This is a genomic window from Streptomyces sp. NPDC058985, from assembly GCF_042740985.1.
Taxonomy (GTDB): Bacteria; Actinomycetota; Actinomycetes; order Streptomycetales; family Streptomycetaceae; genus Streptomyces.
In genome coordinates this window covers 122,414-147,089 of the sequence record NZ_JBHYJX010000003.1, presented here as the reverse complement: position 1 = coordinate 147,089, position 24,676 = coordinate 122,414, and the positions used below count along the sequence as shown (strand labels likewise).

General features: G+C 72.8%; 19 protein-coding genes and 1 pseudogene. 13 read left to right on the top strand and 7 right to left on the bottom strand.

What is annotated here, in order from left to right; translation table 11 throughout:
* Nucleotides 1-78 precede the first annotated feature (78 nt).
* From ACFW01_RS03750 to ACFW01_RS03735, 4 genes are all read left to right on the top strand, one after another.
* Nucleotides 79-465: an MmcQ/YjbR family DNA-binding protein gene (locus ACFW01_RS03750; protein ID WP_234956936.1), complete on the top strand. Its 387-nt coding sequence runs from the start codon at nucleotides 79-81 to the stop codon at nucleotides 463-465.
* A 96-nt stretch (nucleotides 466-561) separates the two neighbouring features.
* Complete coding sequence (locus ACFW01_RS03745) at nucleotides 562-1,764, top strand: CaiB/BaiF CoA transferase family protein (protein WP_384502291.1); 1,203 nt, start codon at nucleotides 562-564, stop codon at nucleotides 1,762-1,764.
* Nucleotides 1,765-1,775: 11 nt separating this feature from the next.
* Nucleotides 1,776-2,990, top strand: a complete 1,215-nt coding sequence (locus ACFW01_RS03740) for an acetyl-CoA C-acetyltransferase (RefSeq protein WP_234956938.1) — start codon at nucleotides 1,776-1,778, stop codon at nucleotides 2,988-2,990.
* A gap of 43 nt (nucleotides 2,991-3,033) precedes the next feature.
* Nucleotides 3,034-5,214 (top strand): 3-hydroxyacyl-CoA dehydrogenase NAD-binding domain-containing protein, encoded by a 2,181-nt coding sequence (locus ACFW01_RS03735; protein WP_234956939.1) that lies wholly within the window; start codon nucleotides 3,034-3,036, stop codon nucleotides 5,212-5,214.
* Between the two features lie 9 nt (nucleotides 5,215-5,223).
* On the opposite strand, the gene ACFW01_RS03730 is transcribed toward ACFW01_RS03735, so the two are convergent.
* Entirely contained in the window at nucleotides 5,224-5,988 is a 765-nt protein-coding gene (locus tag ACFW01_RS03730) for a MerR family transcriptional regulator (protein ID WP_234956940.1), read from the bottom strand.
* Between the two features lie 236 nt (nucleotides 5,989-6,224).
* Here ACFW01_RS03730 and ACFW01_RS03725 point away from each other — a divergent pair, with 236 nt between their 5' ends.
* Nucleotides 6,225-7,694, top strand: a complete 1,470-nt coding sequence (locus tag ACFW01_RS03725; protein WP_234956941.1) for an amino acid permease — start codon at nucleotides 6,225-6,227, stop codon at nucleotides 7,692-7,694.
* A gap of 33 nt (nucleotides 7,695-7,727) precedes the next feature.
* Nucleotides 7,728-7,967, top strand: a pseudogene (locus tag ACFW01_RS03720) (Appr-1-p processing protein); the annotation flags it as partial.
* A 30-nt stretch (nucleotides 7,968-7,997) separates the two neighbouring features.
* Here ACFW01_RS03720 and ACFW01_RS03715 read toward each other — a convergent pair.
* Nucleotides 7,998-9,491 carry a M1 family metallopeptidase gene (locus ACFW01_RS03715; protein ID WP_384502290.1) on the bottom strand — a complete coding sequence of 498 codons (1,494 nt, stop codon included), beginning with the start codon at nucleotides 9,489-9,491 and terminating at the stop codon, nucleotides 7,998-8,000.
* Between the two features lie 163 nt (nucleotides 9,492-9,654).
* Here ACFW01_RS03715 and ACFW01_RS03710 point away from each other — a divergent pair, with 163 nt between their 5' ends.
* The 3 genes from ACFW01_RS03710 (at nucleotide 9,655) to ACFW01_RS03700 (ending at nucleotide 14,704) form a co-directional block, all read left to right on the top strand.
* Nucleotides 9,655-11,616, top strand: a complete 1,962-nt coding sequence (locus ACFW01_RS03710; protein ID WP_384502289.1) for a Xaa-Pro dipeptidyl-peptidase — start codon at nucleotides 9,655-9,657, stop codon at nucleotides 11,614-11,616.
* Complete coding sequence (locus ACFW01_RS03705; protein ID WP_384502288.1) at nucleotides 11,613-12,896, top strand: M14 family metallocarboxypeptidase; 1,284 nt, start codon at nucleotides 11,613-11,615, stop codon at nucleotides 12,894-12,896. The genes ACFW01_RS03710 and ACFW01_RS03705 overlap by 4 nt, the downstream gene beginning before the upstream one ends.
* Nucleotides 12,897-12,976: 80 nt before the next feature.
* Nucleotides 12,977-14,704: a BCCT family transporter gene (locus tag ACFW01_RS03700; protein WP_234956945.1), complete on the top strand. Its 1,728-nt coding sequence runs from the start codon at nucleotides 12,977-12,979 to the stop codon at nucleotides 14,702-14,704.
* Nucleotides 14,705-14,770: 66 nt separating this feature from the next.
* On the opposite strand, the gene ACFW01_RS03695 is transcribed toward ACFW01_RS03700, so the two are convergent.
* Nucleotides 14,771-15,724: an FAD-dependent oxidoreductase gene (locus ACFW01_RS03695; protein ID WP_234956946.1), complete on the bottom strand. Its 954-nt coding sequence runs from the start codon at nucleotides 15,722-15,724 to the stop codon at nucleotides 14,771-14,773.
* Nucleotides 15,725-15,790: 66 nt separating this feature from the next.
* Between ACFW01_RS03695 and ACFW01_RS03690 the strand changes: the two genes are divergently transcribed.
* Both ACFW01_RS03690 and ACFW01_RS03685 read left to right on the top strand, forming a co-directional pair.
* Nucleotides 15,791-16,822: an oxidoreductase gene (locus tag ACFW01_RS03690; protein WP_234956947.1), complete on the top strand. Its 1,032-nt coding sequence runs from the start codon at nucleotides 15,791-15,793 to the stop codon at nucleotides 16,820-16,822.
* 94 nt (nucleotides 16,823-16,916) lie between these two features.
* Complete coding sequence (locus ACFW01_RS03685) at nucleotides 16,917-18,563, top strand: ABC-F family ATP-binding cassette domain-containing protein (RefSeq protein WP_234956948.1); 1,647 nt, start codon at nucleotides 16,917-16,919, stop codon at nucleotides 18,561-18,563.
* Nucleotides 18,564-18,593: 30 nt separating this feature from the next.
* Here the strand turns inward: ACFW01_RS03685 and ACFW01_RS03680 are convergent, their stop codons facing one another.
* From ACFW01_RS03680 to ACFW01_RS03670, 3 genes are all read right to left on the bottom strand, one after another.
* Nucleotides 18,594-20,930, bottom strand: coding sequence for a Tex family protein (locus tag ACFW01_RS03680; RefSeq protein ID WP_234956949.1), 2,337 nt, complete (start codon nucleotides 20,928-20,930; stop codon nucleotides 18,594-18,596).
* 143 nt (nucleotides 20,931-21,073) lie between these two features.
* On the bottom strand, nucleotides 21,074-21,205 hold the full coding sequence (locus ACFW01_RS03675; RefSeq protein WP_346346251.1) for an LPFR motif small protein: 132 nt from the start codon (nucleotides 21,203-21,205) through the stop codon (nucleotides 21,074-21,076).
* A gap of 97 nt (nucleotides 21,206-21,302) precedes the next feature.
* Complete coding sequence (locus tag ACFW01_RS03670; protein ID WP_234956950.1) at nucleotides 21,303-22,172, bottom strand: hypothetical protein; 870 nt, start codon at nucleotides 22,170-22,172, stop codon at nucleotides 21,303-21,305.
* Nucleotides 22,173-22,284: 112 nt separating this feature from the next.
* Between ACFW01_RS03670 and ACFW01_RS03665 the strand changes: the two genes are divergently transcribed.
* Together ACFW01_RS03665 and ACFW01_RS03660 are read left to right on the top strand one after the other, a co-directional pair.
* Nucleotides 22,285-23,244 carry a GlxA family transcriptional regulator gene (locus ACFW01_RS03665; RefSeq protein ID WP_234956951.1) on the top strand — a complete coding sequence of 320 codons (960 nt, stop codon included), beginning with the start codon at nucleotides 22,285-22,287 and terminating at the stop codon, nucleotides 23,242-23,244.
* Nucleotides 23,245-23,294: 50 nt separating this feature from the next.
* Nucleotides 23,295-23,930 carry a DJ-1/PfpI family protein gene (locus ACFW01_RS03660; RefSeq protein WP_234956952.1) on the top strand — a complete coding sequence of 212 codons (636 nt, stop codon included), beginning with the start codon at nucleotides 23,295-23,297 and terminating at the stop codon, nucleotides 23,928-23,930.
* Here the strand turns inward: ACFW01_RS03660 and ACFW01_RS03655 are convergent.
* Nucleotides 23,917-24,672: an enoyl-CoA hydratase/isomerase family protein gene (locus tag ACFW01_RS03655; protein ID WP_234956953.1), complete on the bottom strand. Its 756-nt coding sequence runs from the start codon at nucleotides 24,670-24,672 to the stop codon at nucleotides 23,917-23,919. The genes ACFW01_RS03660 and ACFW01_RS03655 overlap by 14 nt on opposite strands.
* Nucleotides 24,673-24,676 lie beyond the last annotated feature (4 nt).

Sequence of the window (24,676 nt, the reverse complement as noted above, 5' to 3'; positions counted from 1 at the left end):
TCCGCAGCACGCGCCGTTGCCGGTGGCTGAGGCTAGCGTGAGGAGGGTGGAGTCCGTCGACGACCCCGGAGGCATCGCGTGGCCGTGTCCAGGAGTGCCCTGAAAAAATGGGAGAACGTCCGTGAGTTCGCCCTCGGCATGCCGGACGCCGTGGAGGAGTTCCCGTGGGGCGAGTCCGTCGCGAAGGTCAACAAGAAGGTGTTCGTCTTCCTCGGCGTGACCGACGGCAGCCACCCCCTGGGCGTCACCCTCAAGCTCACCGGCGAGGAGGCGCACGCCCATGCCCTGTCGTGTCCCGGCGCCGAACCCGCGGGGTACGGCCTGGGCAGGTCGGGCTGGGTGAGCATCCCGTTGCAGGACCAGGGTGCCCCCGCCGCCGGCCTGCTCCGCGACTGGGTGGAGGAGAGCTACCGCACCGTGGCTCCTCGCCGGCTGGCGGCGCGGCTGGACGCCCGCGGCGCATAATGGGCTAAGCGCTTGCTCGTCCGGGTCTTGTGCCCAGTGGAACACGTTCTTAGCATCACTGGTGTTACATCGGTTGTGTCACAGAGCGGGGATGCGATGTCGAAAGCCGGCACACCGGCCCTGACCACGGGCGAGGGCCCGCTCTCCGGGGTGCGCGTGGTCGAGCTGGCCGGCATCGGCCCGGGGCCGTTCGCGGCCATGATCCTCGCCGACCTCGGCGCCGACGTCGTACGCGTCGACCGCCCCGGCGGCCCGGGACTCGGCGTCGACCCGGCGCACGACGTCACCAACCGCAACAAGCGTTCCGTGCTCGTCGACCTCAAGGCACCGGACGGCCCCGAGCGGGTCCTCGCCCTCGCCGAACGCGCCGACGTGCTGATCGAGGGCTACCGCCCGGGCGTCGCCGAACGGCTCGGCGTGGGCCCCGAGCCCTGCCACGCCCTCAACCCGCGCCTCGTGTACGGCAGGATGACCGGCTGGGGCCAGGAGGGCCCGCTCGCCGAACGCGCCGGTCACGACATCGGGTACATCGCGCTCACCGGCACCCTCGGCATGATCGGCGACCCCGGCCGCCCGCCCGCCGTCCCCGCCAACCTCCTCGGTGACTACGCCGGCGGCTCCCTCTACCTGGTCGTCGGAGTCCTCGCCGCCCTGCACCACGCGCGCGCGACGGGCACCGGCCAGGTCGTGGACGCCGCGATCGTCGACGGCACCGCCCACCTCTCCTCGATGATCCACGGCATGCTCGCCGCCGGCGCCTGGCAGGACCGGCGCGGCGCCAACCTCCTCGACGGCGGCTGCCCCTTCTACGGCACCTACGAGACCGCCGACGGCCGGTACATGGCGGTCGGCGCCCTGGAGCAGCGCTTCTACACCGAGTTCATGGAGCTGCTCGGCATCCCCGGCGTGGCGCCCGCCCGCGACGACCCGGCCCGCTGGCCCGAGCTGCGCGCGGCCGTCGCCGACCGGTTCGCGTCCCGCACCCGCGACGAGTGGACGTCCGTGTTCGCCGGCTCCGACGCCTGCGTGGCCCCCGTCCTCACGCTGCGCGAGGCACCGCACCACCCCCACCTCGCCGCCCGCTCCACCTTCACCGACCACGACGGCCTCACCCAGCCGGCCCCCGCACCCCGCTTCTCCGCGACCCCCACCGCCGTCCGCACCGGGCCCGCGCTGCCCGGCGCCGACACCGACGCCGTGGCCCGCGACTGGGACCTGCCCCGCGAGGGCGGACCGACGCGCGCCGGGGAGCAGACCCCTGCCCCTCACCCGAACAGTCCTGTGAAGAACCCTCAGTGAAAGGCCTGCCAGTGACCACCGAAGCGTACGTGTACGACGCGATCCGCACCCCGCGCGGACGCGGCAAGGCGAACGGCGCCCTGCACGGCACGAAGCCCGTCGACCTGGTCGTCGGCCTCATCCACGAGATCCGCGCCCGCTTCCCGGACCTGGACCCCGCCGCGGTCGACGACGTCGTCCTCGGCGTCGTCGGTCCCGTCGGCGACCAGGGCTCCGACATCGCCCGCATCGCCGCCATCGCCGCGGGACTGCCGGACACCGTGGCCGGCGTCCAGGAGAACCGCTTCTGCGCCTCGGGCCTGGAGGCCGTCAACCTGGCCGCCGCCAAGGTGCGTTCCGGCTGGGAGGACCTGGTCCTCGCGGGCGGCGTCGAGTCCATGTCCCGCGTGCCGATGGCCTCGGACGGCGGCGCCTGGTTCAACGACCCGATGACCAACCTCGCCACCAACTTCGTGCCCCAGGGCATCGGCGCCGACCTGATCGCCACCATCGAGGGCTTCACCCGCCGCGACGTCGACGAGTACGCGGCCCTCTCCCAGGAGCGCGCGGCCGCCGCCTGGAAGGACGGCCGCTTCGAGCGCTCCGTCGTCCCCGTGCGGGACCGCGCCGGCCTCACCGTCCTCGACCACGACGAGCACCCGCGCCCCGGCACCACCGCCGACTCCCTCGCGGGCCTCAAGCCGTCCTTCGCCGACATCGGCGAACTCGGCGGTTTCGACGCCGTCGCGCTGCAGAAGTACCACTGGGTCGAGAAGATCGACCACGTCCACCACGCGGGCAACTCCTCCGGCATCGTGGACGGCGCCTCCCTGGTCGCCATCGGCTCCCGGGAGGTCGGCGACCGCTACGGCCTGCGCCCGCGCGCCCGGATCGTCTCGGCCGCCGTGTCCGGCTCCGAGCCCACCATCATGCTCACCGGCCCCGCCCCGGCCACCCGCAAGGCGCTCGCCAAGGCCGGGCTCACCATCGACGACATCGACTTGGTCGAGATCAACGAGGCGTTCGCCGCGGTCGTCCTGCGCTTCGTCAAGGACATGGGCCTCTCCCTCGACAAGGTCAACGTCAACGGCGGGGCCATCGCGCTCGGCCACCCCCTCGGCGCCACCGGCGCGATGATCCTCGGCACGCTCGTGGACGAACTGGAGCGCCAGGACAAGCGGTACGGCCTCGCCACCCTGTGCGTGGGCGGCGGCATGGGCATCGCCACCATCGTCGAGCGCGTCTGACCCCCTCCCGACGGATACGACGGACCACCTGGAGCACACCCTCATGAGCACCGAGCCCACCACCATCCGCTGGGAACAGGACGACACCGGCGTCGTCACCCTCGTCCTCGACGACCCCGGCCAGTCCGCCAACACCATGAACCAGGCGTTCCGCCGGTCCCTCGCGGCGGTCACCGACCGCCTGGAGGCCGAGAAGGACTCGATCCGCGGCGTCATCGTCACCTCGGCCAAGAAGACCTTCTTCGCCGGCGGCGACCTGCGCGACCTGATCCGCGTCACCCCGGAGACCGCCCAGGACCTCTTCGACGGCGGCATGGCCATCAAGCGCGACCTGCGCCGCATCGAGACCCTCGGCAAGCCCGTCGTCGCCGCCATGAACGGCGCGGCCCTCGGCGGCGGTTACGAGATCGCCCTCGCCTGCCACCACCGTGTCGCCCTCGACGCCCCCGGCTCCAAGATCGGCTGCCCCGAGGTCACCCTCGGCCTGCTCCCCGGCGGCGGCGGAGTCGTCCGCACCGTCCGCATGCTCGGCATCACCGACGCGCTGCTCAAAGTGCTCCTCCAGGGCACCCAGTACAACCCGCGCCGTGCCCAGGAGAACGGCCTGGTCGACGAGGTCGCCGACAGCCGCGACGACATGCTCGCCAGGGCCCGCGCCTTCATCGACGCCCACCCGGAGTCGGCCCAGCCCTGGGACAAGCCCGGCTACCGCATCCCCGGCGGCACCCCGTCGCACCCGAAGTTCGCGGCCAACCTGCCCGCCTTCCCCGCCAACCTGCGCAAGCAGACGGCCGGCGCCCCCTACCCGGCGCCCCGCAACATCATGGCCGCCGCCGTGGAGGGCTCCCAGGTCGACTTCGAGACCGCGCAGGTCATCGAGGCCCGCTACTTCGTCGAACTGGCCGCCGGACAGACCTCGAAGAACATGATCCAGGCGTTCTTCTTCGACCTCCAGGCCGTCAACTCCGGCGCCAACCGCCCCCGGGGCATCGAGCCCCGGAAGGTCACCAAGGTGGCCGTCCTCGGCGCCGGCATGATGGGCGCCGGCATCGCCTACTCGTGCGCACGCGCGGGCATCGAGGTCGTCCTCAAGGACGTCGCCCTGGAGTCGGCCGTCAAGGGCAAGGGCTACTCCGAGAAGCTGTGCGCCAAGGCCGTCGCCAAGGGGCGCACGACCCAGGAGAAGGCCGACGCGCTCCTCGCCCGCATCACGCCGACCGCCGAGGCCGCCGACCTCGCCGGGTGCGACGCGGTCATCGAGGCCGTCTTCGAGGACACCTCGCTCAAGCACAAGGTGTTCCAGGAGATCGAGGGCGTCGTCGCCCCCGACGCCCTGCTCTGCTCCAACACCTCCACGCTGCCCATCACCGCGCTGGCGGAGGGCGTCGAGCGCCAGGGCGACTTCATCGGGCTGCACTTCTTCTCGCCGGTCGACAAGATGCCGCTCGTCGAGATCATCAAGGGCGAGCGGACCGGCGACGAGGCGCTCGCGCGCGCCTTCGACCTGGTCCGGCAGATCAACAAGACGCCGATCGTCGTCAACGACTCGCGCGGCTTCTTCACCTCCCGGGTCATCGGCCACTTCATCAACGAGGGCGTGGCGATGGTCGGCGAGGGCGTCGAGCCCGCCTCCGTCGAGCAGGCGGCGGCCCAGGCGGGCTATCCCGCCAAGGTGCTCTCCCTGATGGACGAGCTGACGCTCACCCTCCCGCGGAAGATCCGCAAGGAGACCAGGCGGGCCGTGGAGGAGTCCGGCGGCACCTGGACCCCGCACCCCGCCGATGCCGTCATCGACCGCATGGTCGACGAGTTCGAGCGCCCCGGCCGCAGCGGCGGCGCCGGGTTCTACGAGTACGGCGAGGACGGCAGGCGCGCGGCCCTGTGGCCGGGCCTGCGGGAGCACTTCAGCAAGCCCGGGTACGAGATCCCGTTCCGGGACATGCAGGAGCGGATGCTCTTCTCGGAGGCCCTCGACACGGTCCGGCTCCTGGAGGAGGGCGTCCTGACCTCGGTCGCCGACGCCAACATCGGCTCCATCCTCGGCATCGGCTTCCCCGGCTGGACCGGCGGCGTCCTGCAGTACATCAACGGTTACGAGGGCGGTCTGCCCGGCTTCGTGGCACGCGCGCGTGAGCTGGCCGACCGCTACGGCGAGCGCTTCACGCCGCCCGCGCTGCTGGTGGAGAAGGCGGACAAGGGGGAGGTCTTCACCGACGGACGCTGAGCAGCGGCCTCAGCCCGGGGCGGCGCGGTTGTCCTCGGCCGGGGCGGCGGGCTCGTCCTCGCCGCCCCCGCCGATCCACTCCCGGATCTCCTCCCGCAGCGACCGCTGGAAGGTGGTCAGCAGCGCCTGCACCACCAGCGGGTGCATGTGCGCGGACAGGGACCGCACGTCCCGCGCCCCGCTTTCGGCCACCGCGTCGCGCAGCAGCCGCGACAGGTCGCGCGCGGCGGCGCGGGAGTGCTCCAGGAGAGCGGTGCGGGCCGCGAGCACCGTCTCCGGGGAGAAGGGCACGTCCAGCAGCTCGACACCGAGCCGGAGCAGCCCGGTGTCGACCCGGTACAGGTCGCCCTCCGTGACGTCCGCGTCCCGGACGACCACGTCCATCGCCGCCAGCCGGTCCACCTCCTCGTCGGTCAGCGGCCGGCCCGCGCGCCGGTCCAGTTCCCCGCGCGTGACGCTCTCCACCGCCTCCGGCGCCCAGGAGGCCACCACCGCGCGGTGCAGCGCCAGGTCGTGCTCGCTCAGGTCGGGCGGCAGCTGCGCCAGGTACCGCTCGATCGCGGCCAGGGTCATCCCCCGGTGCTGCAACTCCTCGATCAGTGCCAGCCGGGCCAGGTGCGCCCGGCCGTAGTGCCCCACCCGGCGCGCCCCGATCACCGGCGGCGGCAGCAGCCCCTTGGTGCCGTAGAAGCGGACCGTGCGCACGGTGACGCCGGCCCGCGCGGCCAGCTCGTCGATGGTGAGGGTCGGCTCCCCGGCGTCGGTCGTCGTCATGTGCAGCAGTATCGCTGTCCCACCAGTGCTGTGAAACCTCTTGCGCACCAGGTGGAGGCCGCGGATGGATCTTGTGAGAAGTCACGCTGTGTGACATGAGCCACCGCATGTCCACGCAGCGTCGTGGGAAGGTGCCGACTTGGTCTGTGCCGCGTCAAGGGTGGTGCGGGCCCGAGACACAGGTACGGACGACTCGGGCGCAACCCGCCCGAGCGCACCAGAGAGTGGAACCACCCGTGAGCAAGGACGCCGTCGACACGGCACAGGCCGCCGCCCATCCCCAGGCGGCCGGGCCCCTCCCCGCGGACGCGGGCGACGCCGGATACAGCAAGGGCCTCAAGGCCCGCCACGTCAACATGATCGCGATCGGCGGCGCGATCGGCACCGGCCTCTTCCTCGGCGCCGGCGGCCGCCTGCGCGACGCGGGCCCGGCGCTCGCGATCGCCTACCTCGTCGCGGGCGTCTTCGCCTTCTTCGTCGTCAAGGCCCTCGGCGAGCTGGTGCTCTACCGGCCCTCCTCCGGGTCCTTCGTGTCGTACGCGCGTGAGTTCCTCGGTGAGAAGGGCGCCTACGTCGCCGGCTGGATGTACTTCCTGAACTGGTCGACCACCGGCATCGCCGACATCACCGCGATCGCGCTGTACACGCACTACTGGAGTATGTTCACGAGCATCCCGCAATGGGTGCTCGCCCTGATCGCCCTCGCGGTGGTCCTGGCCGTCAACCTCATCTCGGTCCGGATTTTCGGCGAGATGGAGTTCTGGTTCGCGATCGTCAAGGTCGCCACCCTCATAGGCTTCATGCTGATCGGCATCTTCCTGCTGGCCACCCAGCACGACGTGGGCGGCCAGACCCCGGGCGTCAGCATGATCACCGACCACGGCGGCATCCTCCCGCACGGCGTGATGCCCGTGGTCCTCGTCATGCAGGGCGTGATCTTCTCCTACGCGGCCCTGGAACTGGTCGGCGTCGCGGCCGGCGAGACCGCGGAGCCGGAGAAGATCGTCCCCCGTGCGGTGAACTCGATCATGTGGCGCGTCGCCCTGTTCTACGTCGGCTCGGTCGTCCTGCTGGCGCTGCTGCTCCCCAGCTCGGCCTACTCGGGCGACCAGAGCCCCTTCGTCACCGTCCTGTCGAAGATCGGCGTCCCCGCCGCCGGCGACGTGATGAACCTCGTCGTCCTCACCGCGGCGATGTCGTCCCTGAACTCCGGCCTCTACTCCACCGGCCGCATCCTGCGCTCCATGGCGATGTCCGGCTCCGCGCCCAGGTTCACCGGCGTGATGAGCCGCAGCCAGGTGCCCTACGGAGGCATCCTGCTGACCTGCGCGGTCTGCGTCCTCGGTGTCGGCCTGAACTTCCTGGTGCCGAGCAAGGCCTTCGAGATCGTGCTGAACGTCGCCTCGCTGGGCATCATCAGCACCTGGGTGATCATCATGATCTGCCACCTCGTCTTCGTCCGCCGGGCGCGCGCGGGACTGGTCGAGCGACCGCACTTCCGCCTGCCGGGCAGCCCGGTCACCGAGATCGTCACGATCGCCTTCCTGCTCGCCGTGATCGTCCTGATGTGGAACGACCACGAGGTCGGCCGCAAGACCGTGCTGCTCGTGCCCGTGATCGCGGTGATGCTGGTGGCGGGCTGGTTCGGCGTCCGGCGCCGGGCGGCGACGAGTGCCGAGCAGGAACTGGGCGGGCTCAGGAAGTAGCCGAGCGGCGCCCATGTCTGCAACGACCCCGGGATCGGCCGGCGCGGCACCTGGACCGGCAGCAAGGGCGTCCCCGTGCGCTACGACGCGATCGACACGGCGCTCGGCCGCCTCGCCGAGAAGGCGGCCGAGCTGGACGCGTCCGTGCACATGCCGCGCATCGGCTGCGGTCTGGCCGGCGGCAAGTGGCCCCGGGTCGAACCGCTCGTCACCGGCCGTCTGGCCCGGCGCGGTATACCGGTGACGGTCTACGACCACGGGGACACCGCCTGAGGACCGCGCCCGCCGACCGTGCCCGGGCTGTCAGTGCCCGTGCACGTCGTTCGTCGCGGCGCTCTTCCGCCACGACCGGGGCTGCGCCTGAGGGTCCGAGGCCGGCGCGAGCGACGCCGCGCGCGCCGCCGGGGCGTCCGGCCTCGACGGCTGGAACAGCCACGTGTCGAACAGCGCGGTCAGCGGCTTGCCGGAGACCTCCTCGGCGTACCGCTGGAAGTCGGTGACCGACGCGTTGCCGTGGGCGTACCGCGCGGGCCACCCCTTGAGCACGGCGAAGAAGTCCTCGTCCCCGATCTCGTTGCGCAGCGCCTGGACGGCGAGCGCGCCCCGGTCGTAGACGGCGAGGTCGAACTGGTTCTCCGGACCGGGATCACCGGGCCGCACCGTCCAGAACGGGTCGTCGGCCGGGTGCGAGGCGTACGTGTAGTCGGCCAGTTCCTGCGCCGTGCCCTCGCCCTCGTGCTCGGACCACAGCCACTGGGCGTACCGCGCGAAGCCCTCGTTGATCCAGATGTCCTTCCAGCCGCGCACGGAGACCAGGTCGCCGTACCACTGGTGGGCCAGCTCGTGCACGACCACGGAGACGTTCGACCCGTTCGCGAACTGCCGCGGGCTGTAGAACGGCCGGGTCTGCGTCTCCAGCGCGTACCCGGTGTCCGTGTTCGGCACGTACCCGCCGAGCGCGTTGTAGGGGTACGGCCCGAAGTAGCCGGTCAGCCAGTCCGCGATCTCCCCGGTCCGCTCCACACTGGCCCGCGCCGCGCCGTCGTCGGCGCCCAGGTCCTTGCTGTACGCGTTGACGACCGGGATCCCGCTCTCGGTGGTCCCGGTGGTGAGGTCGAACCTCCCGACCGCCAGCGTGGCGAGATACGTGGCCTGCGGCTTGTCGGAGCGCCAGTTCCAGCGGGTCCAGCCGATCCGTGAACTCGTGGACTGGAGCGTCCCGTTGGAGATCGCCTGGGTGCCGTCCGGCACCTGCACGGACACGTCGTAGGTGGCCTTGTCCCGCGGGTGGTCGTTGCCGGGGAACCACCAGGCCGCGGCCTCGGGCTCGTTCGCGGCGACGCCGCCGTCCGGGGTGCGGTGCCAGCTGGTGAAGCCGAACGCCTCCTTCGAGGACGGCACGCCGCTGTAGCGGACGACCACGGTGACGGCCGTCCCCTTGGCCAGCGGCTTCGCCGGGGTGATCTCCAGCTCCTGCTCGCCGGAGGTCGTGAACGACGCCTCCGCGCCGTTCACCCGTACCTCGCCGACGTCCAGCAAAAAGTCCAGGTTGAACCGCGACAGGTCCTCGGTGGTGCGGGCCAGGATCGTGGCCGTCCCCTCCAGCCGGTCGGTGGCCGGCTGGTACTTCAGGCGCAGGTCGTAGTGGGAGACGTCGTATCCGCCGTTGCCGTAGGCCGGGTAGTAGGGGTCGCCGATGCCCGGAGCGCCGGGGGAGGGGGCCGCCGCCGACGCCGGGATCGCCAGCATGAGGGAGGCGGCGCCCAGTGCGCCCGGCACGATGATTCTGCGGTGCACGAAAGCTCCAAGTCGTAGGGGCACGAGGTCTGTTCGCAGCCTATTCAGCCCCTGTGGACACCGTCATGTCCACGGCCACCCCGGTCACACGATCGCCATCCGGCCGACATGAGTCACCCGTTGCCCTCTTCTGCACGGGAGTTGACCGATGTACCGTCCGCGCATGCCGATACGCACGCGCTTCACGATCTGGAGAACGCTCGCGACGGCGGCCACGGCCGCACTCCTGGCAGCCTTCCTCACGCCCGCCGCGACGGCGCACCCCGCACCGCGGCAGAGCGAACCCGTCTACTCCTACGCGAACGCCGTTCGCGAGGCCGTCTGGGTGGACACCGGGTACGACGGGGACGGCGACGGCGAGGACGACCGCGTCGCCGTCGACGTCGTCCGCCCGCGCGAACCCGCCCAGCGGGGCCGGAAGATCCCCGTCATCATGGACGCCAGCCCGTACTACTCCTGCTGCGGACGCGGCAACGAGAGCCAGAAGAAGACGTACGACGCGGACGGCGACGTCGTCGGGATGCCGCTGTACTACGACAACTACTTCGTGCCCCGCGGCTACGCCTTCGTCGGCGTCGACCTGGCCGGCACCAACCGCTCCGACGGCTGCGTCGACGTCGGCGGACGCTCCGACATCCGGTCCGCGAAGGCCGTCGTCGACTGGCTGAACGGCCGCGCGAAGGCGTACACCAGCCGCGACGGGGGCGAGCGCGCCGAGGCGACGTGGACCAACGGGAAGACCGGCATGATCGGCAAGAGCTGGGACGGCACCATCGCCAACGGCGTGGCCGCCACCGGCGTCGAGGGCCTGGAGACCATCGTCCCGATCGCCGCCATCTCCTCCTGGTACGACTACTACTTCAGCCAGGGCGCCCCGCTCTACGACTCCGGTCCCGACTGGCTCTCCGACTACGTCAACAGCCCCGACGCCCGCGCCCGCTGCGAGGCCGTCCAGCAGCGGCTCGTCGACGGCGCCCCGCGCAGCGGCGACCTGACCGGGCTGTGGGCCGAGCGCGACTACGTGAAGGCCGCGAGCAAGGTGAAGGCCAGCGTCTTCCTCGTCCACGGCATGCAGGACCTCAACGTCCGCATGCAGCACGTCGGCCCGTGGTGGGACGCCCTCGCGAAGCACGGCGTCGACCGCAAGATCTGGCTCTCCCAGACCGGTCACGTCGACCCCTTCGACTTCCGCCGCGCCGACTGGGTCGACACCCTGCACCGCTGGTTCGACCACGAACTGCTGGGCCACGACAACGGCATCGACCGCGAGCCCATGGCCGACATCGAACGCGGGCCCGACCGGTGGGAGACGTCGCGGACCTGGCCGCCGCGCACCACGGCCACCACGACCCTGCGCCCGGCCGACGGCGCGCGACCGGGCGTCGGCACCCTCGGCCTCCACCGCGACCGCGGCACCGAGACCTTCACCGACGACCCCGCGCTGAGCGAGACCGACTGGGCCACGCACATCGACGCGTCCACACCGGCCAAGGCCGGCTTCGTCACCGGACCGCTCACCCGCGACCTGCGCCTGTCCGGCGCCTCCGAGGTGACCGTCACCGCACGGTCCAGCACCCCGACCGCCCACCTGTCCGCCGTACTCGTCGACCTCGGTCCCGACACCATCCGCGACTACGCCACCGAGGGCGAGGGCATCACCACCCTCACCGACCGCACCTGCTGGGGACCGCGGACCGCGGGCGACAGCTCCTGCTACCTGGAGACGGCCGCGAGGACCACCGACGTGGAGCACACCGTCGTCAGCCGCGGCTGGGCCGACCTCGGCAACCACGCCTCCGCGTGGCACGGCCGCCCGCTCACCCCGGGCAAGGCGTACACCATGACGCTCGACCTGGCGGCCACCGACCACGTCGTCCCGGCCGGTCACCGTCTCGCCCTGATCGTCGCGGGCACCGACAAGGGCCTCATCGACCCGCCCGCCGACACGCCGACCCTCACCCTGGACCTCTCCCGGACGTCGGCCCGCGTACCGTTCGTCGGCGGCCCGGACGCCTTCGCCCGGGCGAGTGCCGGCCCGGCCGGCGCCACCGCGGCACCCACTCCCCTCGACGGCGTGAACACGCCACCGCTCACGACCCACCGCGTCCCGAAGGGAGCCCGATGAACCGGCTGCGCACCCTCACCGTGACCACCGCGGCCCTCGCCGCGTCCCTCCTCACCGCACCGGCGCACTCGGCCGACGCCGCGCACCACCCGCCCCGCACCGGCTTCGAGCGGAGCAACGGCGCCCGCTGGACCACCCAGGCGGAGGAGCGGGAGCTGCTGGCCGCCGCCGACCGCGCCAGCGGCCGGGTCGACGTCGACCGCATCGGCACCACGAAGCAGGACCGGCCGCTGCGCCTGGTCACCATCGGCAGGCCCGCCGCGCCGAACACGGTGCTGCTCGTGTGCAGCCAGCACGGCGACGAGCCCTCCGGCCGCGAGGCGTGCCTGTCCACGGTGCGCGACCTGGCGTACGCCACCGACCGCCGGACCCGGCACTTCCTGGACCGCACCACCGTGCTCGTCCTGCCCACCGCCAACCCCGACGGCCGGGCCGCCGACACCCGCGGCAACGGCGACGGCGTCGACATCAACCGCGACCACCTCGCCCTGCGGACCGCCGAGGCCCGCGCACTGGCCGCCGTCGTCCGCGACCGGCGCCCCGACGTCGTCTACGACCTGCACGAGTACGGCGCCACACCCCCGTACTACGACAAGGACCTCTTCGACCTCTGGCCCCGCAACCTCAACACCCACCCGCGGGTCCACGACGAGGCCCGCACCCTGTCCGGGGCGTACGTCCGTCCCGCCGCCGGGGAAGCCGGCTACTCGACCGGCACCTACGGGATCTGGACCGACCCGGTCACCGGCGACCCGGTCAAGCAGACCGCCGGCGACGGCCAGGAACGCATCCTGCGGAACATGTCCGGCGTGAAGCACTCGGTCGGCCTGCTCATCGAGAGCCGCGTGGACGCGCTCACCGACGCCGAACAGGCGGACCCCGCCCTGAACAACCGGCGCCGGGTGCACTCCCAGCTCGCGGCGCTCGACGGCATGTTCCGCTTCGCGGACCGGCGGCGCGGACAGGTCGAGGCGGCCACCGACGCCGCCCGCCGGACCGGCCGCACCGACACCGGGCCCGTGTACGTCGGCGGCGCGGACAACGACCCGGCCGAACCCGCCGAGGTGATCCAGGACCCGCCCTGCGGCTACCGGCTGACACTTGCCCAGTACCAGGACATTCGGGACGAGCTGGCCCTGCACGGTGTACAAGTGCGTTCCACCGGGGAGAAGGGCGCCTACGTACCGCTGCGCCAGCCGCTGCGCGCCCTGGTGCCGCTGCTCCTCGACGAGCGGGCGGCGTACCACCTGACGGCGGGTGAACCCGACGCCCGCTGCTGAGGAGGTGACGTCCGCGTCGCACGTGGTAAGGGCGTAGCGGAGGACTATTCTCGGCCTCACCGACTTGAAAGGTGCCGTCTGTGACGCAGGACCCAAGTGACAAGGAACAGCACGAAAGAGGGACACTACCGGGGTCCGAGGCGGGCCTGCCGGGGCACGAGCGCAAGCCGAAGACCGACCGCGTCGTCTTCGGTGTCACCGCGGCCCTGACCCTGGCCTTCGTCGTCTGGGGCGCCGCCGGCACCGATTCGCTGGAGGACGCCTCCGGCACCATGCTCAGCGGTCTGATCCACAACGGCGGCTGGGCGTTCGTGCTGGCCGCCTCCGGATTCGTCGTCTTCGCCCTCTGGCTCGCGGCCAGCCGGTACGGCCGCATCCACCTCGGAGCCGAGGGCGAGGAACCCGAGTTCCGGACCGTGTCGTGGATCGCCATGATGTTCAGCGCGGGCATGGGCATCGGCCTGATGTTCTGGGGCGTGAGCGAGCCGCTGGCGCACTTCGACACGGCCCCGCCCGGCACCGACCCCGCCGACACCGGCGACCGCATGACCACGGCCATGGCCACCACCCTGTTCCACTGGACGCTCCATCCGTGGGCGATCTACGCGGTGGTCGGTCTCGGCATCGCCTACAGCACGTTCCGCAGGCGCCGCCGGCAGACCATAAGCGCCGTCTTCACGCCGCTCATCGGGGAGAAACACGCCAACGGTGTGGGCGGCCGGGTCATCGACATCCTCGCCATCATCGCGACGGTCTTCGGCTCCGCGGCCTCGCTCGGCCTCGGCGCGCTCCAGATCGGCTCGGGCGTCGAGCAACTCGACTGGATGGACAAGGTCAGCACCGGACTGCTGGTCGGCATCATCGCGGTGCTGACGGTGGCGTTCGTGGCCTCCGCCATCTCCGGCGTCGAGAAGGGCATCCAGTGGCTGTCCAACACCAACATGGTGCTGGCACTGCTGCTGGCCGTGTTCGTCTTCGTGGCGGGCCCGACCATCCTCATCCTCGACCTGCTGCCGACCTCGGTCTTCGGCTACCTCGGCGACCTGCCCGCGATGGCGGGCCGCACCGAGATCAGCGGTGGCGAGGGCGTCGCGGACTGGCTGGGCAGCTGGACGGTCTTCTACTGGGCGTGGTGGATCTCCTGGACGCCCTTCGTCGGCATGTTCATCGCCCGCATCAGCCGGGGCCGGACCATCCGCCAGTTCATCGGCGGTGTCATCCTCGTCCCCAGCACGGTCAGCCTGATCTGGTTCGCGATCTTCGGCGGCTCGGCGATGAGGCTCCAGGAGCAGAACCGCCTCGGTGACGAGACGACCCCGGAGGGCAGGCTCTTCGCCGTGCTCCAGGAGTACCCCATCGCCACGGCCACCAGCCTGCTGGTGATGATCCTGGTCGCCATCTTCTTCGTCTCGGGCGCCGACGCGGCCTCCATCGTGATGGGCACCCTCTCGCAGAAGGGCGCACTCGAACCCAGCCGCTGGGCGGTCGTGTTCTGGGGTGTCGTGACCGGTGCGGTCGCCGCCATCATGCTCCTGGTCGGCAGCGGCGAGGGAGACGCGCTCACCGGTCTCCAGAACCTCACGATCCTCGCGGCGGCACCCTTCGTCATCGTGATGATCTTCATGTGCGTCGCGCTCATGCGCGACCTGCGCCGCGACCCCCTCATCGTGCGCGGCGAGATGGCCTCCGAGGCCGTGGAGATGGCGGTCATCGAGGGCCACAAGCAGTACGAGGGCGAGTTCGAGATCCGCATCGGTCCGGGCCCCGGCACCGACGTGGAGGGCGACCCGATCGGCAAGCACCACTGACCCACGTACGACGCACACGGTCCGAGACCGGGGGCGGGCCCCGCACGGGGCCCGCCCCCGCCCGTGTCAGGGGGTGGCCAGCCCGGCCGCCTCCTGCGCACAGCCCCAGGCCACCGTCACACCGGCACCGCCGTGACCGTAGTTGTGCACCAGCAGCCGCCCGTCCGGCAGCGTCTCGCGCTCCAGCCGCACCGCGTCCCGGGCCGGCCGCAGCCCCACCAGGTGCCCGAGCACCCGGGCCCCGGCGATCTCGGGCCGCAGCGCCGCGCACCGCCGAACGATCGCCTCCGCCACCCGCGGATCCGGCTCGGTGGACCACGCGTCCTCCTCGGCCGTCCCGCCCAGCAGGAGCCGGCCGGGCTGCGGCAGGAAGTACGTCGTCTCCCCGGAGTCCTCGTCGGCCGAGACCAGCCAGCTCCGGATGCCGGGGTTCTCCACGACGACCAGTTGCCCGCGCACCGGACGCACGGCCGGGTCCGGTACCAGCTCCCGGGCGCCGAGGCCCGTGCAGTTCACCACGACCGGCGCGTCGGCCTCGGCCAGCGCGGCCACCGGGCGCCTCTCCACCACGCCGCCCGCCGCCACCAGCCGCTTCCGCAGCCACGGCAGATGAGCCGACATGTCGATGAGCGGCAGCCGCGCCCACAGACCGGGCCCCGCGTACTCCTCGGCCCGCGCCGCGCGCAGCCCCGGCAGCCGGGCCGCCGCCCACGCGCCCACCTCCTCGGGGCGGGTCTCGCCGAGCACCCCCTCGACCATGCGTACGCCGGTCTCCGCGGGCCGCGCCGCCAGCTCCTCGTACACGTCCAGGGAGCGCAGCGCCCACGCCTGCGCCAGCGCGACCGGTTCGATCCGGTACGGCCACCACAGCCCGCCCGCGACCACCGAGGTGGTCCGCTCGACGGGGTCCCGCGTCCACAGCCGCACCCGCCTGCCGCGCTCGGCGAGCACGACGGCCGTCGTCAGCCCGGTCACCCCGCCGCCGACCACGACGACTTCGTCATCCAGTTCGGTTTCCACACGGGGACGGTAGCGGAATGCCCGATGCCGGGCTCGGAACGGCCCCGGCCCGGGAATACTCACGGCATGGCTGCCGAGTACACGCCCTTCGGTCTGGCCCCGGCGACGCGCGCCGGCGCCGTCCGCGCCGGCGGCGACGTCCAGGTCCACCGCGACTTCGTGGACTTCGTCGTCGACGGACGGCCCCTGCTGTTCCGGCTCTGTGACCTGGACGCCGTCTCCCCGCTCGCCTCCGACGTGCCGCCCGCGATCTTCGCCGCACACGTGCGCGGCCTGCTCCTGGAGACCGAGGCGCCGCTGCCCGGCGGCCGCTACGTGATCTACGGCTGCCCCGAGTGCGAGGACCTGGGCTGCGGCGCGGTGACCGCCGTCATCCTGCGGGACGGCGACGACTTCGTCTGGCGGGACTTCGCCTGGCAGACCGGCGACCACGCCGACCTGGAACGCAACTCCTACCAGGGCATCGGCCCCTACCGCTTCGAGGGCGCCGGGTACCGCGCCGCCCTCGCCGCGCTGCTCGACGGCCCCGCGCGGTCCCGCCGCCGGGTCCTGCTGATCGACGCCCGCACCGCCCTCCTGGCCAGGCCGGCCGCCGCGCTGCGCGCCATCGGCATCGGCGCCGACATCACCCGGGACGCCGATGCCGTCCCGGCCGACGAGCTGCGCACCTACGGTGCCGTCGCCTTCGGACGCGCGGTCACCGAGGAGGCGCGGGCCGCCGTGCGCCGGGCCTTCGCGGACGCCGGCGCGGACGTGGCCGAGGTCGACGGGCTCGCCCCGATCGTCCCGCTGCTCGTCGCGCAGGTCGAACACGCCCTGGACCGCGGACCGGCCGAGCGGCGCCGCCTGACCCGCCTGACCGCGACCCGCACCGCCGCGGACGTCGAGGTCACCTCGGCCTGCCGGGTCCGGCTCACCGCGTACCGCCTCGACCGGCTCCACCGCACCCACGTCCACGAGGTCTTCGACGGCGTCCTCGAACCGGGCGGCCACCGGCTGGCGCTGGACGCGAAGGCGGTGAAGGGGGAGGCTTTCGTGGTGGCGCGGGCCTCGGGAAGCGTGCTGGTGACGGCGGTGGCGCACCCGGAGGCGGGCTGATCCGTTCCCGCGACGCCGTCAGGGCCTGTCCGGAGTTGCCCGCCTGCCCCGCGACGACGGGACGCGCCGGACAGGCCCTAGGATCGTGGGCCTGATGACTGCCACCCTCGTCGCCAAGAACCTCGCCGCCGGCCACGGCGACCGCTCCCTGTTCACCGGGCTCGACCTCGTCGTCGCACCCGGCGACGTCATCGGCCTCGTCGGGGCCAACGGCGCGGGCAAGTCCACCCTCCTGCGGATGCTCGCCGGGCTGACCGCGCCGGAACAGGGCGAACTGCGCCTGTCCCCGCCGGCCGCCACCGTCGGTCACCTCCCGCAGGAGCCGGAGCGCCGCCCCGGCGAGACCGTCCGGGACTTCCTCGCCCGCCGCACCGGCGTCACCGAGGCCCAGCGCGCCATGGACGAGGCCACCCAGGCCCTGGTCGACGGAGCCCCCGGCGCCGACGACGCCTACGCGACCAGCCTGGAGCGCTGGCTCTCCCTCGGCGGCGCCGACCTCGACGAGCGCGCCGAGGAAACCGCCGGCGCACTGGGCCTCACGGTCGGGCTCGACCAGCCGATGACCTCGCTGTCCGGCGGCCAGGCGGCCCGGGCCGGTCTCGCCTCCCTCCTCCTGTCCCGCTACGACGTCTTCCTGCTCGACGAGCCGACCAACGACCTCGACCTGGACGGCCTGGAGCGCCTCGAACGCTTCGTCACCGGCCTGCGCGCGGGCACCGTCGTCGTCAGCCACGACCGCGAGTTCCTCACCCGCACCGTCACCAAGGTCCTCGAACTCGACCTGGCCCAGCGGCAGATCAACCTCTACGGCGGCGGCTACGAGGCCTACCTGGAGGAGCGGGACGTGGCCCGGCGGCACGCCCGCGACGAGTACGAGGAGTACGCCGACAAGCGGGCCGCCCTCCAGGACCGGGCCCAGACGCAGCGCTCCTGGATGGACAAGGGCGTCAAGAACGCCCGGCGCAAGGCGGGCAACGACAACGACAAGATCGGCCGCAAGTTCCGCAGCGAGGCCAGCGAGAAGCAGGCCGCCAAGGCCCGCCAGACCCAGCGCATGATCGAACGCCTGGAGGTGGTCGAGGAGCCGCGCAAGGAATGGGACCTGCGCATGGAGATCGCCTCGGCGCCCCGCTCGGGCGCGGTCGTGGCCACCCTGCGCGACGCCGAGGTACGGCGCGGCGCGTTCGTCCTCGGCCCGGTCTCCCTGCAGGTCGACTGGGCGGACCGGGTGGCGGTGACCGGGGCGAACGGCGCGGGCAAGTCCACGCTGCTCGGTGCCCTCCTGGGCCGGGTCCCGCTCGACGCCGGACACGCGGCGCTCGGCTCCGGCGTCCTGCTGGGCGAGGTCGACCAGGCCCGCGAGCTGTTCCACGGACCCGAGACCCTGCTGGACGCCTTCCGCACCGGCGTTCCCGGGACCGAACCGGCGGACATCCGCACCCTCCTGGCCAAGTTCGGCCTCAAGGCGGACCACGTCATGCGCGCCGCGTCGACCCTGTCACCCGGCGAGCGCACCCGGGCGGCCCTCGCCCTGCTCCAGGGCCGGGGCGTCAATCTCCTGGTCCTGGACGAGCCGACCAACCACCTCGACCTGCCGGCCATCGAGCAGCTGGAGTCGGCCCTCGACGCCTACGAGGGCACGCTCCTGCTGATCACCCACGACCGCCGCATGCTCGACGCGGTACGGGTGACGCGCCGCCTGGAGGTGGCGGACGGCAAGGTGACGGAGACGTCGGCCTGAGCGGCCAGCCCCCGCCACCGCGCCGGGGGCCTACGCCAGCCCGGCCCGCCGCAGCGCGTCGGCCATCGCCCCGTTGGACGGAGCGGGGGCGGCCGAGGACCGGCCCTTTCCGCCACCGCCGGAGCCCTGCCGCTGCTGCCGCTGCCTGGGGGGCCTGTTGCCCCCGCGCTCCTTCTTCTGCTCGCCCTGCGGGGCGGCCTCGTCGTCGAGCCGCATCGTCAACGAGATCCGCTTGCGCGGAATGTCGACGTCCAGCACCTTGACCTTGACGATGTCGCCGGGCTTGGCCACGTCCCGCGGGTCCTTCACGAAGGTCTTCGACATCGCGGACACGTGCACCAGCCCGTCCTGGTGCACACCGACGTCCACGAACGCCCCGAACGCGGCGACGTTGGTGACGACGCCCTCCAGCACCATCCCGGACGACAGGTCGGACAGCTTCTCCACGCCCTCCTTGAAGGTGGCCGTCTTGAAGGCGGGCCGCGGGTCGCGCCCGGGCTTCTCCAGCTCCCGCAGGATGTCGGTGACCGTCGGCAGACCGAACGTCTCGTCCACGAAGTCCGCCGGCCTCAGCGACCGCAGCACCGAGGTGTTGCCGACCAGGCCGGCCACCTCCTGCCCGGCGGTCTTCACCATCCGGCGCACCACCGGGTACGCCTCGGGGTGCACGCTGGACGCGTCGAGCGGGTCGCTGCCGCCGCGGATCCGCAGGAAGCCCGCGCACTGCTCGTACGCCTTGGGCCCGAGCCGCGAGACCTTCTTCAGCTCGGTCCGGGAGGTGAACGGACCGTTCGCGTCGCGGTGCGAGACGATGTTCTCGGCGAGGCCCGAGGTGATGCCGGAGACGCGGGAGAGCAGCGGGGCGGACGCCGTGTTCACGTCCACGCCCACGCCGTTCACACAGTCCTCGACCACCGCGTCCAGGGAGCGTGAGAGCTTCACCTCGGAGAGGTCGTGCTGGTACTGGCCGACGCCGATGGACTTCGGGTCGATCTTCACCAGCTCGGCCAGCGGGTCCTGGAGCCGCCGGGCGATCGACACGGCGCCGCGCAGTGAGACGTCCATGTCCGGCAGCTCCTGCGAGGCGAAGGCGGAGGCCGAGTACACGGACGCGCCGGCCTCGGACACCATCACCTTGGTGAGCTTCAGCTCGGGGTGCTTGGTGATCAGCTCCCCGGCGAGCTTGTCGGTCTCGCGGGACGCCGTGCCGTTGCCGATGGCGACCAGGTCGACGGAGTGCTCCTCGGCGAGCCGGGCCAGCTTGGCGATCGCCTCGTCCCACCGGTTGGCGGGTACGTGCGGGTGGATCACGTCGGTGGCGACGACCTTGCCGGTGGCGTCGACCACGGCGACCTTCACCCCCGTACGGAAGCCGGGGTCCAGGCCGAGCGTCGCGCGGGTGCCCGCCGGGGCGGCCAGCAGCAGGTCGCGCAGGTTCGCCGCGAAGACGTTCACCGCCTCGTCCTCGGCGGCGGTGCGCAGCCGCAGCCTGAGGTCGATGCCGAGGTGCACCAGGATGCGGGTGCGCCAGGCCCAGCGGACGGTGTCGGAGAGCCACTTGTCGGCGGGCTGGCCGCGGTCGGCGATCCCGAACCGGCTCGCGACGATGCCCTCGTACGAGGACGGCCCGTCGGAGGCCTCCTCGGGTTCCAGGACGAGGTCGAGCACGTCCTCCTTCTCGCCGCGCAGCATGGCGAGGACGCGGTGCGAGGGGAGCGCGGTGAACGGCTCGGCGAAGTCGAAGTAGTCGGCGAACTTGGCGCCGGCCTCCTCCTTGCCGTCCTTGACCTTGGCGGCGAGCCGTCCGCGCCCCCACATCCGCTCGCGCAGCTCACCGATCAGGTCGGCGTCCTCCGAGAACTTCTCGGTGAGGATCGACCGGGCGCCGTCGAGGGCGGCCTGGGTGTCCGCCACGCCCTTGCCGGCGTCGACGAACGCGCCGGCCGCGGCGTGCGGGTCGACGGACGGGTCACCCAGCAGGCCCTCGGCCAGCGGCTCCAGACCCGCCTCCCGCGCGATCTGCGCCTTGGTGCGCCGCTTCGGCTTGAACGGCAGGTAGACGTCCTCCAGGCGGGCCTTGGTCTCCGCCGTGCGGATGCGCGCCTCCAGCTCCTCGGTGAGCTTGCCCTGCTCGCGCACCGAGTCGAGGATCGCGGTCCGCCGCTCCTCCAGCTCCCGCAGATAGCGCAGCCGCTCCTCGAGCGTGCGCAGCTGCGCGTCGTCGAGCATCTCGGTCGCTTCCTTGCGGTAGCGGGCGATGAAGGGCACCGTCGAGCCGCCGTCGAGCAGCTCCACCGCGGCCTTCACCTGCCGCTCCCGTACGCCGAGCTCCTCGGCGATCCTGCTCTCGATGGACCCTACTGCCATGGACCCGCTGGACCCGGGTGTCGTCACGATCCCGTACCGCCTTCTCACTGAGGTTGCGCGGCAATTGTGGCAGGTGGCGCCGACAATCGGGGATCAGGGCGTCCTCCCGGCCGGTCGGAACCGCCCCCACACCGGGCGGGAGATCAGGCCTTGCGGCCGCGGGCGGTGGACGACGCACCGCCGAAGAGCCGGGCCAGGGCCCGGAAGGGAAGCGTCACCACGGTGGCGACTGCGCCACCGATCTGGCGCAGCACGTCTGCGATGGCACGGAACACGAGAAGCCCCTTTCGTTACCTCCCGGCCGGGTGGCCGGGAGGTAACGGGTACCTCCGAACCCGCCCGCCATGCCTGTGCGCGTGCCCGGGCGTGTCCTCAGCCCTTGCCGAAGAGATCCGCGGGGTAGGCGCCCGCGCCGAGTGCCGCGCGCGCGAAGGGCGTTGCGAGTTCGGTCAGACGTGCCACGCCTTCCTCGCCGAGGTGCGCGTAGGGCGCGGTGTCGAGCCGGTCCGTCTCCCGCTCGACCTCGTCGCGCAGCTCCGCTCCCCGCTCGGTCAGCTCGCCGGCGTCGTCGATCAGCCCACGTCCGCGCAGCCGTTCCCGCGCCGCGTCCCACTCCTCCTGGGTCCAGCCGCGGGTGGACAGGACCCACTTCGGGGCCATCCCGCGGCCGGTCGCGGTGTGCGTCACCAGCGCCTCCAGACCGTCCAGGTCCGCGGCCAGCAGCGCGGCGAGGTGACCGTCGCCCCGGTACTCGCGCAGCAGGGTCGCCGCGTGCCAGAACGCCAGGTGCGGCGCGTCGGGCACCGGCAGGTCCGCGTGCGCCGCGTAGAGCGGACGGCCGCCGCGCGTGCAGCCCTCGGCGGCACGCAGGGCCAGCTCGGCCGCCTCGGCCATCTCCGCCGAGGCCAGGACCGGCTCGCCCAGCAGACGGCGCAGCGTCGCGTCGACGGCACGCGAGCGGGCCGCCAGGGCCTGCTCCGGCGTGACCGTCTCCCAGACGGCGGGCACGTGCCGGGCGACCAGCTCGTACTTGTAGTTGTAGAAGGCGGCCGTCACCGCGCCGGCCCCGGCCGCGCCCAGCGCGGCGGCACGCACCGCGAAGTTGACGGCCCGCGGGTCGGTGACCCCGAGGGCGGCCAGTTCCCGGCCGGTGTCGGGCGAGAAGTAGTGCGTCGAGTGCAGCGAGTTGAGCGTGTTGTGGCAGCGGCGTGCGGCGCGGGTGTCGATGGCGGCAGTCGTCATGCCAGGCACGTTACCAACCGCTCAGTACGTTCTCCATGGATGAGTGCGCATGGCAGGAAAGGTGGGGTGCCCGTCATTGCGGCCATCGCCGAGGTGGGCGAAGAATCGGGGCATGGCGCAGCGAACCGTCCTCGTCGTTCTCTTCGACCAGGTCCAGAGCCTCGATGTCACCGGCCCCGTGGAGGTCTTCGCGGGCGCCGAGCGGCACACCCCGGGGACGTACCGCATCGGCACCGCCTCACTGGACGGCGCTCCCGTGCGCACGTCCAGCGGTCTGACCGTCGTACCGGACCGGGCGCTCGCCGACGTGCCGGACCCGGACACCCTGGTCGTGCCGGGCGGACAGGGCACCCGGAGTCCCGACCCCCGCCTGACCGACTGGCTGCGCGCACACGGACCGCACGTCCGGCGCCTGGTCTCCGTCTGCACAGGGGCGGCCCTGCTCGCCGGGGCGGGCCTCCTGGACGGCCGCCGCGCCACCACCCACTGGGCCTACTGCGACCGGCTCGCCCGCGACCACCCGGCGGTGGACGTCGATCCCGACCCGATCTACGTCCGCGACGGCCACGTCGCCACGTCCGCCGGCGTCACCTCCGGCATCGACCTCGCCCTCGCCCTGGTGGAGGAGGACCTGGGCCGGGACACCGCCCTGACCATCGCCCGCCACCTGGTGGTGTTCCTGCGCCGCCCCGGCAACCAGGCCCAGTTCAGCGCCCAGCTCGCCGCCCAGACCGCGTGCCGGGAACCGCTGCGGGAACTCCAGCAGTGGATCACCGAACACCCCGGCGCCGACCTGGGCGTGGAGGCCCTCGCCGCCCGGGCCGGCCTCTCGCCGCGCCACTTCGCCCGCGCCTTCCGGGCGGAGACCGGCACGACGCCCGGCCGCTACGTCGACCGCGTCCGGCTGGAACACGCCCGCCGGCTCCTCGAGGACACCGGCGACGGAGTCGAGCAGGTCTCCCGGGCCAGCGGCTACGGCACCCCGGAGGCCATGCGCCGCGCCTTCGTCAAGGCTCTCGGCACCTCACCGGCGGAGTACCGCCGCCGCTTCCGTCCCGCGCCGGCCCACTGAGGGCCACCCGCGCGCACCGGCACCCACCGACCGACCGCGAAAGGAACCCCGTGCAGATCGCCATCGTCCTCTTCGACCGCTTCACCGCCCTGGACGCCGTGGGCCCGTACGAGACCCTGGGCCGCCTCCCCGACGCGGAGACCGTCTTCGTCGCCGAACGGACCGGCCCCGTGCGCAACGAGAGCGGCGACCTCGCGCTCACCGCCGACCGCACCCTGGCCGACGTACCCAGCCCCGACATCGTCGTCGTCCCCGGCGGCCCCGGACAGACCCCGCAGATGGAGAACGAGACCCTCCTGGACTGGCTGCGCACCGCCGACGCCACCAGCACCTGGACCACGTCCGTGTGCACCGGCTCCCTGCTGCTGGCCGCCGCCGGGCTGCTGCGGGGGCGCCGCGCCACCTCGCACTGGCTGGCCCTGGACCACCTCACGCGCTTCGGCGCCGAGCCGACCGGGGAGCGGGTGGTCACCGACGGCAAGTACGTCACCGCGGCCGGCGTCTCCTCCGGCATCGACATGGGTCTGACGCTGCTCGGCCGGATCGCCGGGGACGAGCACGCCCGTGCGGTCCAGCTGCTGACCGAGTACGACCCGCAGCCGCCCTACGACGCCGGGTCCCCGGAGAAGGCGCCCGCGCACCTCGTCGAGGAGTTCCGCGGCCGGAGCCGGTTCATCCTGACGTAGGCCCGTTCCAGCCGAACCGCGGCGGCCGGCGCTCCAGGAAGGCGGCGACCCCCTCGGCGGTGTCGCCGCTGCCGCGTGCCTGCCCGGCCCAGTGGGCGTCCCGGTCCGTGCGCCCGTTCGCGAACTCCTTCGCCGCGGCCTGCGTCAGCAGCGAGCGGGACGCCAGGACGCGGGTGAACTCCGCGACCCGCTTGTCCAGCTCGCCCTCCGGCAGCACCTCGTCGACCAGGCCGGTGCGCAGGGCCCGCGCCGCGTCGATCAACTCCCCGCTGAACAGCAGGTACTTCGCGGTCGCCGGACCCGTCAGCGCGACCAGGCGCCGGGTCGCGGACGCCGGATACACCACGCCGAGCTTGGCCGGGGTCACCCCGAACAGCGCCGACTCCTCGGCGAAGCGCAGGTCGCAGGCGGCCGCCAACTGGGCCCCGCCGCCGACGCAGTGACCGCGGACCGCCGCGAGCGTCGGCTTGGGGAAGGCGGCGAGTGCCTCCTCGGCGAGCACCGCCAGCCGCTGTGCCCGCTCCGGCGACTCCCGCAGCGTCGAGATGTCCGCGCCCGCGCAGAACGTCCCGCCCTCACCGGTGAGCACCAGCACCCGTACCGCCGGATCCGCGGCCAAGCCGTCCAGCAGCGGCGGCAGCGCGCGCCACATCGCGGCCGTCATGGCGTTGCGCTTGGCCGGGTGGTGGACGACGACGGTGGCGACCGAGTCGGCGACCCCGTGCAGCAGCTGCGGCTCCATGGGC